The sequence below is a fragment of the Streptomyces sp. CB02400 genome, from assembly GCF_001905725.1.
Classification (GTDB): domain Bacteria; phylum Actinomycetota; class Actinomycetes; order Streptomycetales; family Streptomycetaceae; genus Streptomyces; species Streptomyces atrovirens.
Genome location: NZ_LIWB01000015.1, coordinates 78,548 through 89,539, shown reverse-complemented (window position 1 = coordinate 89,539; position 10,992 = coordinate 78,548). Strand labels below are relative to the sequence as shown.

The window sequence follows — 10,992 nt, the reverse complement described above, 5'->3', positions numbered from 1 at the left end:
TGCGTTTCCGGCGGCCCGGCACCCACCCTCAGTCCACATACCCCACAGGGGACACGCATGACCTCAGGCTCCGACGTGCTGCACGAAGCTCCGAAACAACCCGGGTCCGACGACGTCGCGCCCTCCGCCACGCTGGGCGGTGAGCGCAAGCGCTCCATCGAGCAGATCACACTGCTGCTCTTCATCACCGTCCCCTTCCTGGCGCTGGTGGCGGCGGTGCCGCTGGCGTGGGGGTGGGGGGTGAGCTGGCTGGACCTCGGTCTGCTGGTCTTCTTCTACTACCTCGGCTGCCACGGCATCACCATCGGCTTCCACCGCCACTTCACGCACGGTTCGTTCAAGGCGAAGCGGCCGTTGAAGATCGCGCTGGCGATCGCCGGGTCGATGGCGGTGGAGGGCCCGCTGGTGCGGTGGGTGGCCGACCACCGCAAGCACCACAAGTTCTCCGACGCCGAGGGCGACCCGCATTCGCCGTGGCGGTACGGGGAGACGGTCCCTGCACTGATGAAGGGCCTGTGGTGGGCGCACATCGGCTGGATGTTCGACGAGGAGCAAACCCCGCAGGACAAGTACGCGCCGGATCTGATCAAGGACAAGACCCTGCGGGCGATCTCCCGGCAGTTCATTTTCTGGACGGCGCTGTCGCTGGCGCTGCCCGCGCTGATCGGCGGGCTGGTCACCATGTCCTGGTGGGGCGCGTTCACCGGCTTCTTCTGGGGGTCGCTCGTCCGGGTGGCGCTGCTGCACCATGTGACGTGGTCGATCAACTCGATCTGCCACGCGGTCGGCAAGCGTCCGTTCAAGTCGCGGGACCGTTCGGGCAACGTGTGGTGGCTGGCGGTCCTGTCCTGCGGTGAGTCCTGGCACAACCTGCACCACGCCGACCCGACGTCCGCGCGGCACGGTGTGGAGCGCGGGCAGCTCGATTCCTCCGCCCGTCTGATCCGCTGGTTCGAGCAGCTGGGCTGGGCCTCTGACGTGCGGTGGCCGTCACGCTCGCGTATCGATTCGCGCCGCAACACCTCGGAAGGCGGCGCCCGGCGCGGGAAGGAACCCGTCGAGGCGGCATGATGGTCGCCGTGGCGACCGACTCCAGCAGCACCCCGAGCAACGAGAAACCGCGGCGCACCCGTCGCACCCGGATGACCGGTGCGGAGCGCCGCCAGCAGCTGCTGGAGATCGGCCGCACCCTGTTCGCGGCGAAGGGCTTCGAGGCCACGTCGGTGGAGGAGATCGCGGCGAAGGCCGGGGTCTCCAAGCCGGTGGTGTACGAGCACTTCGGCGGCAAGGAGGGCCTGTACGCGGTGGTGGTGGACCGCGAGATGCGGCGCCTGCTGGACATGGTGACCGGCTCGCTGACGGCCGGCCATCCCCGCGAACTGTGCGAGCAGGCGGCGTTCGCGCTCCTCGACTACATCGAGGAGTACACGGACGGCTTCCGCATCCTGGTCCGCGACTCCCCCATCCCCCAGTCGACGGGCTCCTTCGCCTCGCTGATCTCGGACATCGCCACCCAGGTGGAGGACATCCTGGGCCGCGAGTTCAAGAGCCGCGGCTTCGACCCCAAGCTGGCCCCGCTGTACGCGCAGGCCCTGGTCGGGATGGTCGCGCTGACGGGCCAGTGGTGGCTGGACGTCCGCAAGCCGAAGAAGGCGGAAGTGGCGGCCCACCTGGTCAACCTGGCCTGGCACGGGTTGGACGGCCTGGAGCCGAAGCCTCGGCTGATAGGTCACCGGAAGAGCTGAATTCGGGCTGAACAGGCTGCGCGACCGTCCGACCGCGTGGGACGGTCGCGCACGATCGAGATGACGATCGACGAGGCCGCCCCCGGCCGGAGGAGCTGGTCCGCCGGGTGGTCGGCAGCCGCGAGCCCATCGCCCTCACGGATGAAGGCCGGGTGGTGGCCCTCCTCATCGCTCCCCGGGTGATCGAGGAGCCGGAGAACGCCTTGGCCGCCGCCGGTGGTCATTGACGTCGCGCGGGCGCTCCGGCCGAAGGCTCCAGGAACTCCAGGCGGTTGCCCACCGGGTCCTCTGAGTAGAAGCGCCTGTGGCCCGGGAGGTTCTCGTCCCAGGTGACCGGGGCGCCGTGGGCTGCCAGGCGGGCGGCGTACGCCTCGATGCCGGTCACTCTCAGGCCGGGGTGGGCTTTCCTCGCGGGCCGGAAGTCGTGCTCGATGCCCAGGTGGAGGCGTACGTCTCCGGCCTCGAACCAGCAGCCGCCGCGCGCCGCCAGGGCCGGCGGCTTGGGCACCTCGGTCATGCCGAGGACATCGGCGTAGTACGCGCGCAGCCGCTCCTCGGAGCCGGGCGGGGCGGCGAGCTGCACATGGTCGACGGCGGCGAGCATCACGCCTCCCTGACGGCGACCGCGAAGACGCGGCGGAACGGGAACGGGGTGCCGTGGGGGCCGGTCGGATAGGCCGCCCGCAGGGCGGACCGGTACGCGTCGACGAACGCGTCGCGGGCCTCGGGATCGTCCGCCAGAGCCGTCAGGACGGGACGCAGGCCCGTTCCCTTGACCCAGTCGAGGACCGGGTCCTCCCCGGTCAGCAGGTGGACGTACGTCGTCTCCCAGGCGTCGGTCGTGCAGCCGAGGGCGGTCAGGTGCTCCAGGTAGGCCTCCGGCCGGAGTACGGCGTCGTCGTGGCGCAGGACGCCGGCCAGACGGCTCCGCCAGCGCGGGGAGGCGGCGAGTTCGCGCAGCAGGGTGTGGCTGGGGGCGTCGAAGTTGCCGGGCACCTGGAAGGCGAAGGTGCCGCCGGGGGCGAGCCCTTCGACCCAGTCACGGAACCGCTCCGCATGCCCCGGAACCCATTGCAGCGTGGCGTTGCTGACGATCAGGTCGTACGACCCGTCCGGCACCCAGGTACGGACGTCGGCGTGGGCGAAGCCGAGCCTGCCGCCCTCGTGGTCGGCGCGGGCCTTGTCGAGCATCTCGGGCGAGTTGTCGTAGCCGGTGATGCGGGCGGCGGGCCAGCGTCCGGCAAGGAGCGCGGTGACGTTTCCGGCGCCGCAGCCGAGGTCGGCGATGCGGGGCGGGTCCCCCGGAAGCTCCGGGACGCGGGCGAGCAGGTCGGTGAAGGGCCGGGTGCGGTGACCGGCGTGACGCAGGTACTGGGCCGGGTCCCAGACAGGGGTCGCTGCGGACATGGGGCCTCCCGATGGCTGACGGACGGGTACCCAGCGTCACCCGCCACTCATCTCGACGTCAAGAGACTCGATGTCAAGAGACTTCACATCGACACAACCACTACACTGATCGTCATGGAGGACGAGGTCGATCGGCTGGTCGCAGCGTGGCGCCGGGAGCGCCCGGACCTCGACGTGGAACCGCTCGAGGTGCTCAGCCGGGTGAGCAGACTGGCCCGGCACCTGGACCGGGCACGCCGGCTCGCCTTCGCCGAGCACGGCCTGGAGTCCTGGGAGTTCGACGTCCTGACCGCGCTGCGCCGCGCGGGCACCCCGTACCAGCTCTCGCCGGGCCAGCTCCTCACGCAGACGCTGGTCACGTCGGGCACGATGACCAACCGCATCGACCGCCTCACCAAGAAGGGCCTGGTGGAGCGGCTGCCCGACCCCAGTGACCGGCGCGGTGTCCTGGTCCGGCTCACGGACGAGGGCCGCGACCGCGCCGACCAGGCACTGGCCGGGCTGCTGACGCAGGAGCGGGCGATCCTCGGGGAGCTCACCCGCGCCCAGCGCAGCGAACTGGCCGGGCTGCTACGCCAGTTGACCGCCCCGTTCGACAACATCCCCGGTTAGGTCGACGGGGCCGACACCCGCCCGCCGGGCGAGGGCCACCGCGGCGAGGGTGGAGTGCACCCCCAACTTCCCGAGGACGTTCTGCATATGGGTCCGTACGGTGTGCGGGGACAGATACAGGCGCTCGGCGACCGCCTTGCGCCCCAGCCCCGCGACCATGCACCGCAGCACCTCCCGCTCGCGCGGGGTCAGGGACTCCACGAGCCGTTCGCTCTCCGTGCGGTGCCGCCGGGCGGCGGTCAACTCCCGCAGTACGCCGGTCAGCAGCGCGGGCGGCAGATGCGTCTCGTCGCGCAGCACCCCCCGTATGACGGTGAGCAGCCGGTTCAGCGAGCAGTCCTTGGCCACCCACCCGGAGGCTCCCGCCTGGAGGGCGAGCGCGGCCCGGGCCGGGTCGTCCTTCTCGGCGAGGACGACGATCCGTACCTGCGGCTGCGCCGAACGCACCCCGGTGACCAGTGATATCCCGTCGACGAGCCCGTCCTCGTCACCGGCCTGCACGGGCACGGCCGGCCGGCCGCCCGGCACCTTGCCGCCCAGGTCGGCGTCGACGAGCAGCACGTCGAACCGCCGTCCCTCGGCGGCCGCCCGCTCCAGACAGCGCAGCGCGGCCGGGCCGCTGCCCGCCGCGGACACGTCGACGTCCGGCTCCGCGGCCAGGGCCGCGGCCAGTGACTCGGCGAAGATGCGATGGTCGTCGACGACCAGGACTCGAATGCGAACCACGAAACCCCCTTCCCCAAGCTCTCCTCAGAGCAGGGGATTACCCCATCGTCGGAGGACGACACCGGCGCGGGTACGACGCCGAGGCCCTGTCACTTCACTCACTGGACGTGGGACGGGCCGCCGCAGCCGCACGGCCGCCGCCGTGCGACAACCGCCACCCCACCTCGGACGCCGTACCCGACTGTCTCGCCCCCTGAACGGCGCCGGCCCCCACCGGCGCTGTTCATCAGGGTACGGGCGGGGGCCGGGAGCGGAAGGTTATTTGCAGAACTGGCGGCCTTACGCGTTTATGGTGAGCCGCATGTTTCGTCTTGAGACAGAAGTCGACAGAGCCCGACGTGATCTGCTCCGCAGGCGGCTACGGGACACGAACACCGCGGCCTCCCCGGTCCTGCGCGCCCTGCGCGGAACCCCGGACGAACGTGAAGCGCCTTTGCACGTGTGGGCATTGGACGCGAACGGTGATCTCGCGGGCGGTCTGGTCGGCCACACCTGGACCACCTGGCTGCACGTGACCTACCTGTGGGTCGACGCCCGCCACCGGAAAGCGGGCCTGGGCTCCCGCCTGCTGACGGAGGCGGAACGCCTCGCCACCGAACGCGCCTGCACGGCCTCCCGCGTGGAGACCTGGGACTTCCAGGCCCCGGCCTTCTACCGGAAGCACGGCTACGAGGTGGTGTGCGTGATCCCCGACTACCCGCCGGGGATCACGGAGTACACCCTGACGAAGCGGCTGGGCTGAGACTGCCGGGCTGAGACTCAGCGCACCCGCCGCGCCCCCGCCGCCGGGACCGCCTCGAAGACGCGGGGGGCCGTGAAGCCTGCCGCCGCGAAGGCCTCCTCCACCGCCTTGGTGATCGTCGGGACGTCGGTCTCCTCCGCCAGGACGATGGCCGAGCCGCCGAAGCCGCCGCCGGTCATGCGGGCGCCGAGGGCGCCGGAGGTGACGGCGGTCTCCACCACCAGGTCGAGTTCGGGGCAGGAGACGCGGAAGTCGTCGCGCAGGGAGGCGTGGCCCTCGACCAGGACGGGGCCGATGGCCCGGGTGTCGCCCGACTCCAGCAGGGAGACGACCCGTTCGACCCGCTCGTCCTCCGTCACCACGTGACGGACCAGCCGGCGGACCTCCTCCTCGTCGCCGAGCCGCTCGAGCGCCGCGTCCAGTTCCTCGTACGGCACGTCCCGCAGCGCGTCGACGCCCAGCAGGGCCGCGCCCTTCTCGCAGCCCGCGCGGCGCTTGCCGTACTCGCCCTCGCTGTGGCTGTGCTTGACCTGGGTGTCGACGACGAGCAGGCGCATGCCCTCGGCGGCCAGGTCGAAGGGGATCTGGCGCTGGGAGAGGTCACGGGTGTCGAGGAACAGGGCGTGGCCGATCTCGCAGCAGGCGGAGGCCGTCTGGTCCATGATGCCGACGGGGGCGCCGACGTAGACGTTCTCGGCGCGCTGGCACAGCCGGGCCAGCTGCCAGCCGCGCAGACCGAGGCCGAACAGGTCGTTCAGCGCGAGCGCGACCACGACCTCCAGGGCCGCCGAGGACGACAGCCCCGCGCCCGCCGGGACGCTGGAGGCGAGGTGGACGTCGGCGCCGGTGACGGTGTGTCCGGCCTCGCGCAGCGCCCACACCACGCCCGCCGGGTAGGCGGTCCACCGCTTGTCGGACTCGGGGACGAGACCGTCCACCGTCAGCTCCGCCACCGGCCCGTCCACGTCGGCGGAGTGCAGCCGCAGTACGCCGTCGTCGCGCCGGGACACCGCCGCGACCGCGGTGTGCGGCAGGGCGAACGGCATGACGAAGCCGTCGTTGTAGTCGGTGTGCTCGCCGATGAGGTTGACCCGGCCCGGTGCCGCCCACACCCCGTCCGGCGCGGCCCCGTACAGCTCCTCGAACCGCTCGGCGACGGACCCCGCGACGGCCTCGCTGGACTCGCTCATGCCCTGACCCCTGACCCTTCGTGACGTTCTTCTCGGCCTACTCGGCCTACTCGGCCTACTTGGCCTGCTCGGCGCGCTGCTGCGCGAACTCCCACGCGTCCGCGACGATCCCCGCGAGGTCGGCGCGCGACGGGTTCCAGCCCAGCTTCTCGCGGGCGGTGGCGGCCGACGCCACCAGGACCGCCGGGTCGCCGCCCCGGCGGGGTGCCACGACCTCGGGGATCGGGTGGCCGGTGACCTGACGGACCGTCTCGACGACCTCGCGGACGGAGAAGCCGTTGCCGTTGCCGAGGTTGCAGATCAGGTGCTCGCCGGGCGCGGCGGCCTTCAGCGCGAGCAGGTGGGCCTCGGCCAGGTCGGCGACGTGGATGTAGTCGCGCACGCAGGTGCCGTCGGGCGTCGGGTAGTCGTCGCCGTAGACGGAGATCGCGTCGCGCCGCCCCTGGGCCACCTGGAGCACGAGCGGGATGAGGTGCGACTCGGGGTCGTGCCGCTCGCCGTACTGCCCGTAGGCGCCGGCCACGTTGAAGTAGCGCAGGGAGACCGCGCCCAGCCCGTGGGCGGCCGCCTCGCCGGTGATCATGTGGTCGACGGCGAGCTTGGAGGCGCCGTACGGGTTGGTGGGGCTGGTCGGCGCGGTCTCGACGATCGGGACCTGCTCGGGTTCGCCGTACGTCGCGGCCGTGGAGGAGAACACCAGCCGGCGCACTCCCGCCTCGCGCATCGCGGCGAGCAGCGCCATGGTGCCGCCGACGTTGTTGTCCCAGTACTTCTCCGGCTTCACCACCGACTCGCCGACCTGGGAGGACGCGGCGAAGTGCAGTACGCCGTCGAACGACGCGTCCAGCCACTTCGCGGCGTCGCGGATGTCTCCCTCGATGAACGAAGCGCCCGCGGGAACGCCTTCCCGGAAGCCGGTGGAGAGGTTGTCGAGGACGACGACCTCGTGGCCGGCCTCCAGCAGATGCTGGGCGACGACACCGCCGACGTAACCGGCCCCGCCCGTCACCAGGTACTTCCCGCTCATGAACTCGCTACCTCTCGCAGTCGCTCGGCCGCGCGCTCCGGCGGCACGTCGTTGATGAACACGTTCATGCCGGACTCGGAACCCGCGAGGAACTTCAGCTTGCCGGACGTACGGCGGATGGTGAAAAGCTCGAGGTGGAGCGCGAAGTCGTCACGCGTGACGCCTTCGAAGTCCTCCAACTGCCCGAACGGGGCCTGGTGCCAGGCCGCGATGTACGGCGTCGGAGGCTCACCCTCCCCGAAGATCCGGTCGAAGCGCTTCAAGAGTTCCAGATACACCTGGGGGAACTCTGTGCGCGCCGCCTCGTCCAGTGCGAGCAGGTCGGGCACCCGGCGCTTGGGGTAGAGGTGGACCTCGTAGGGCCAGTGCGCCGCGTACGGCACGAAGGCCACCCAGTGTTCACCCTCAAGGACGATCCGTTCGTCGGCCCGTTCCCGCTCCAGCACGGCGTCGAACAGGTTCTCGCCGCCCGTCGCCTCCTTGTGTGCGGCCACTTGGCGCAGCATCAGGGCGGTGCGGGGGGTGGTGAAGGGGTAGGCGTAGATCTGCCCGTGCGGGTGCTGGAGGGTGACACCGATCTCGGCCCCCCGGTTCTCGAAGCAGAAGACCTGTTCGACGGAGGGCAGATGCGACAGCTCGGAGGTCCGGTCGGTCCAGGCGTCGAGCACCAGGCGCGCCTGCCGCTCGCTCAGACCGGCGAAGGACGAGTGGTGGTCGGAGGTGAAGCAGACGACCTCGCACCGGCCCGAGTCCCCGGCCAGCGAGGGGAAACGGTTCTCGAAGACGACCACGTCGTACGACGAGTCCGGGATCTCGCTCAGCCGGTCGCCCTCGGAGGGGCACAGCGGGCACTCGTCGGCCGGCGGGTGGTACGTACGCCCCTGGCGGTGGGAGGCGACGGCGACGGAGTCGCCCAGCAGCGGGTCGCGGCGGATCTCGGACGTGGTGACGGTGGCGTCCAGCGGACGGCGGTCGACAGCATCGCGGACGGTGTCGTCGGCCAGGTCGTAGTAGACGAGCTCGCGGCCGTCGGCCAGCCGGGTCGAGGTCTTCTTCACTGCCGCACTCCTCTGCACCCGTCAATCACTCAACACAATCAAACATAACACATCACAACCCACCAGCGAACCCCACTCATCACAATCAAACAAAGAACGCCACAGGAAGTGTTCATTCACTGAACACGGAGGCATGGGTTCCGCACCGGATCAGTTCGCGACCGAAGCGAGTGTGTATGCAAACCCCCACATACCTAGCCGCAGAGCTTCGACTCCCCACCAACTGGCTGGACTACACGATCCTCGGGATCTACTTCGTCGTCGTGCTGGGCATCGGCCTCGCCGCCCGCCGTTCGGTCAAGACCAGCCTCGACTTCTTCCTCTCCGGCCGCTCCCTGCCCGCCTGGGTCACCGGCCTGGCCTTCATCGCGGCCAACCTCGGCGCCACCGAGATCCTCGGCATGGCGGCCAACAGCGCCCAGTACGGCGTCTACACGACCCACTGGTACTGGATCGGCGCCATCCCCGCGATGGTCTTCCTGGGCCTGGTGATGATGCCGTTCTACTACGGCAGCAAGGTCCGCTCGGTCCCCGAGTTCCTGCTGCTGCGCTTCGACAAGGCGGCCCACCTGCTCAGCGCGATCCTCTTCGCGGCGGCGGCCATCCTGATCGCCGGCGTCAACCTCTACGCCCTCGCGATCGTCGTCGAGGCCCTCCTCGGCTGGCCGCAGTGGGTGGCCATCGTCGTCGCCGGCTTCTTCGTCCTGGCCTACATCACCCTCGGCGGCCTGTCCTCGGCGATCTACAACGAGGTCCTGCAGTTCTTCGTCATCCTCGCCGCGCTCATCCCCATCACCGTGCTCGGCCTGAAGAGCGTCGGCGGCTGGGACGGCCTGTCCGACTCCCTGACCGAGTCACGCGGCGGCGACTTCATGACCGCGTGGGGCGGCACCGGCATCGGCAGCGACAACCCGCTCGGCGCCAACTGGCTGACCATCGTCCTCGGCCTCGGCTTCGTCCTCTCCTTCGGCTACTGGACGACGAACTTCGCCGAGGTGCAGCGCGCCCTGTCCGCCAAGAACCTCTCGGCGGCCCAGCGCACCCCGCTCATCGCCGCGTTCCCGAAGATCTTCATCGTGTTCCTGGTGATGATCCCGGGCCTGGTCGCCGCCGTGATGGTCCCGCAGATCGGCACGGGCGACTCGGACCTGCAGTACAACGACGCGATCCCGTACCTGATGCAGCAGCTCCTGCCCAACGGCGTCCTGGGCATCGCCGTCACCGGCCTGCTGGCCGCGTTCATGGCCGGCATGGCGGCCAACGTCTCCTCCTTCAACACCGTCTTCACCACCGACATCTGGGCGAAGTACGTGGTGAAGCACCGCGAGGACGGGTACTACGTCCGCTTCGGCCGCCTGATCACCGCGATCGGCGTCCTCGCCTCCATCGGCACAGCGTTCCTGGCCAGCTCCTTCTCCAACATCATGAGCTACCTCCAGACGCTGTTCTCCTTCTTCAACGTGCCGATGTTCGTGGTCTTCATCATCGGCATGTTCTGGAAGCGGGCGTCCATGAAGTCCGGCTTCTGGGGCCTGATCGCCGGCACCACCGCCGCGATGGTCAACTACTTCGTCATCTACAAGCAGGGCATCATCGACATCCCCTCCGACCAGGGCGCCAACTTCGTCTCCGCGATCGCCGGCTTCGTCGCGGGCGCGGTGGTCATGGTCGCCGTGTCGCTCTTCACCGCGCCCAAGCCGACGGAGGAACTCCAGGGCCTGGTCTACGGGACGCGCTCCCCGGGCATGGCGGAGCCGCCCGCGGAGGGCGACGACGCGTGGTACCGGAAGCCGGCGTTGCTGGGCTGGGGTGCGGTGATTCTGGCTGCCGCCTGCTACATCCCGTTCTCGTTCTGATCGCGGGAGGATGGAGAGAACATGTCCGAGCACTTTTCCGAGCGTGATCTTCAGCAGGAGGTCTCCGAGCTGGAGACCAAGTCCGCGACGGCCGCGCGGTTGTTCGACATCCGGCGGATCATCGGTGGGTTGTTCGTCGTGTACGGCGTGATCGTCACGATCGCGGGGTTCACCGCGTCCGACGCGGACATCGACAAGGCCGAGGGGGTCAACATCAACCTCTGGACGGGGTTGGGGATGCTGGTCCTGGGGCTGCTGTTCCTCCTCTGGCTGAAGCTGAGGCCGACGGCTCCGCCGCCGCCGGATGTCGTTCCGGGGGAACGGGAGGAGTAGGGGGCGCCGTACGGGGCTGTGTGGTCCGGTGTCGTGTGGGGTGCCCCGCGTTGCTGTGGACCGGCGGTGGGGTTGCGCGGCCCGGCGCTTACGGGGTGCCCCGCGTCGGTGTGGCCCGGGGGTGTTCGCGCAGCCCGGCGCTTACGGGGTGCCGTCGCGCCCACCCGTGCCGCCCCAGCGGCACGACTGCCCGCGGATCGCGCGGCATGCGGCTGCCCGCGGAAGGTGGTGCCATGTGGCCGATCGTGGAGGGCAGGCGCGTACGGCGGGGCGTGTGGATCGCGGTGGGCGGAGAC

At 70.3% G+C, this 10,992-nt stretch carries 12 protein-coding genes; 6 read left to right on the top strand and 6 right to left on the bottom strand.

Annotated features, from left to right (window positions below; genetic code table 11):
• Positions 1-57 precede the first annotated feature (57 nt).
• Both AMK33_RS29705 and AMK33_RS29700 read left to right on the top strand, forming a co-directional pair.
• Positions 58-1,071, top strand: coding sequence for an acyl-CoA desaturase (locus AMK33_RS29705; RefSeq protein ID WP_073936068.1), 1,014 nt, complete (start codon positions 58-60; stop codon positions 1,069-1,071).
• On the top strand, positions 1,068-1,745 hold the full coding sequence (locus AMK33_RS29700; RefSeq protein ID WP_073936067.1) for a TetR/AcrR family transcriptional regulator: 678 nt from the start codon (positions 1,068-1,070) through the stop codon (positions 1,743-1,745). The genes AMK33_RS29705 and AMK33_RS29700 overlap by 4 nt, the downstream gene beginning before the upstream one ends.
• A gap of 220 nt (positions 1,746-1,965) precedes the next feature.
• Here the strand turns inward: AMK33_RS29700 and AMK33_RS29690 are convergent, their stop codons facing one another.
• Together AMK33_RS29690 and AMK33_RS29685 are read right to left on the bottom strand one after the other, a co-directional pair.
• Positions 1,966-2,349 (bottom strand): VOC family protein, encoded by a 384-nt coding sequence (locus AMK33_RS29690; protein ID WP_073936065.1) that lies wholly within the window; start codon positions 2,347-2,349, stop codon positions 1,966-1,968.
• Complete coding sequence (locus AMK33_RS29685) at positions 2,349-3,152, bottom strand: trans-aconitate 2-methyltransferase (RefSeq protein WP_073936064.1); 804 nt, start codon at positions 3,150-3,152, stop codon at positions 2,349-2,351. Before AMK33_RS29685 ends, AMK33_RS29690 begins: the two co-directional genes overlap by 1 nt.
• Positions 3,153-3,266: 114 nt before the next feature.
• Between AMK33_RS29685 and tamR the strand changes: the two genes are divergently transcribed.
• The gene (tamR, locus tag AMK33_RS29680) at positions 3,267-3,764 is read left to right on the top strand and encodes a MarR family transcriptional regulator TamR (RefSeq protein WP_073936063.1); all 498 of its coding nucleotides are present in this window, start codon (positions 3,267-3,269) and stop codon (positions 3,762-3,764) included.
• On the opposite strand, the gene AMK33_RS29675 is transcribed toward tamR, so the two are convergent.
• Positions 3,723-4,490, bottom strand: a complete 768-nt coding sequence (locus AMK33_RS29675; RefSeq protein WP_073936062.1) for a LuxR C-terminal-related transcriptional regulator — start codon at positions 4,488-4,490, stop codon at positions 3,723-3,725. The two genes, tamR and AMK33_RS29675, sit on opposite strands and share 42 nt — an antisense overlap.
• Positions 4,491-4,791: 301 nt before the next feature.
• On the opposite strand from AMK33_RS29675, the gene AMK33_RS29670 reads away from it, so the two are divergent.
• Positions 4,792-5,232 (top strand): GNAT family N-acetyltransferase, encoded by a 441-nt coding sequence (locus tag AMK33_RS29670; RefSeq protein ID WP_073936168.1) that lies wholly within the window; start codon positions 4,792-4,794, stop codon positions 5,230-5,232.
• A gap of 17 nt (positions 5,233-5,249) precedes the next feature.
• On the opposite strand, the gene galK is transcribed toward AMK33_RS29670, so the two are convergent.
• The 3 genes from galK to galT are packed head-to-tail and all read right to left on the bottom strand — an operon-like array spanning position 5,250 to position 8,507.
• Positions 5,250-6,422 (bottom strand): galactokinase, encoded by a 1,173-nt coding sequence (gene galK, locus AMK33_RS29665; protein WP_073936061.1) that lies wholly within the window; start codon positions 6,420-6,422, stop codon positions 5,250-5,252.
• A 55-nt stretch (positions 6,423-6,477) separates the two neighbouring features.
• Positions 6,478-7,449 carry a UDP-glucose 4-epimerase GalE gene (gene galE, locus AMK33_RS29660; RefSeq protein ID WP_073936060.1) on the bottom strand — a complete coding sequence of 324 codons (972 nt, stop codon included), beginning with the start codon at positions 7,447-7,449 and terminating at the stop codon, positions 6,478-6,480.
• A complete protein-coding gene (gene galT, locus AMK33_RS29655; RefSeq protein ID WP_073936059.1) occupies positions 7,446-8,507 on the bottom strand; it encodes a galactose-1-phosphate uridylyltransferase in 1,062 nt (353 codons plus the stop codon). The genes galE and galT overlap by 4 nt, the downstream gene beginning before the upstream one ends.
• A 176-nt stretch (positions 8,508-8,683) precedes the next feature.
• Here galT and AMK33_RS29650 point away from each other — a divergent pair, with 176 nt between their 5' ends.
• Both AMK33_RS29650 and AMK33_RS29645 read left to right on the top strand, forming a co-directional pair.
• Positions 8,684-10,363: a sodium:solute symporter family protein gene (locus AMK33_RS29650; RefSeq protein ID WP_073936058.1), complete on the top strand. Its 1,680-nt coding sequence runs from the start codon at positions 8,684-8,686 to the stop codon at positions 10,361-10,363.
• A gap of 21 nt (positions 10,364-10,384) precedes the next feature.
• Positions 10,385-10,696 carry a hypothetical protein gene (locus AMK33_RS29645; RefSeq protein ID WP_073936057.1) on the top strand — a complete coding sequence of 104 codons (312 nt, stop codon included), beginning with the start codon at positions 10,385-10,387 and terminating at the stop codon, positions 10,694-10,696.
• The last annotated feature ends 296 nt before the right edge of the window (positions 10,697-10,992 follow it).

Coding starts and splice junctions, on each gene's coding strand:
- AMK33_RS29705 (WP_073936068.1), top strand. CDS start 58: ATGACCTCAGGCTCCGACGTGCTGCACGAAGCTCCGAAACAACCCGGG.
- AMK33_RS29700 (WP_073936067.1), top strand. CDS start 1,068: ATGATGGTCGCCGTGGCGACCGACTCCAGCAGCACCCCGAGCAACGAG.
- AMK33_RS29690 (WP_073936065.1), bottom strand. CDS start 2,349: ATGCTCGCCGCCGTCGACCATGTGCAGCTCGCCGCCCCGCCCGGCTCC.
- AMK33_RS29685 (WP_073936064.1), bottom strand. CDS start 3,152: ATGTCCGCAGCGACCCCTGTCTGGGACCCGGCCCAGTACCTGCGTCAC.
- tamR (WP_073936063.1), top strand. CDS start 3,267: ATGGAGGACGAGGTCGATCGGCTGGTCGCAGCGTGGCGCCGGGAGCGC.
- AMK33_RS29670 (WP_073936168.1), top strand. CDS start 4,792: ATGTTTCGTCTTGAGACAGAAGTCGACAGAGCCCGACGTGATCTGCTC.
- galK (WP_073936061.1), bottom strand. CDS start 6,422: ATGAGCGAGTCCAGCGAGGCCGTCGCGGGGTCCGTCGCCGAGCGGTTC.
- galE (WP_073936060.1), bottom strand. CDS start 7,449: ATGAGCGGGAAGTACCTGGTGACGGGCGGGGCCGGTTACGTCGGCGGT.
- AMK33_RS29650 (WP_073936058.1), top strand. CDS start 8,684: ATGCAAACCCCCACATACCTAGCCGCAGAGCTTCGACTCCCCACCAAC.
- AMK33_RS29645 (WP_073936057.1), top strand. CDS start 10,385: ATGTCCGAGCACTTTTCCGAGCGTGATCTTCAGCAGGAGGTCTCCGAG.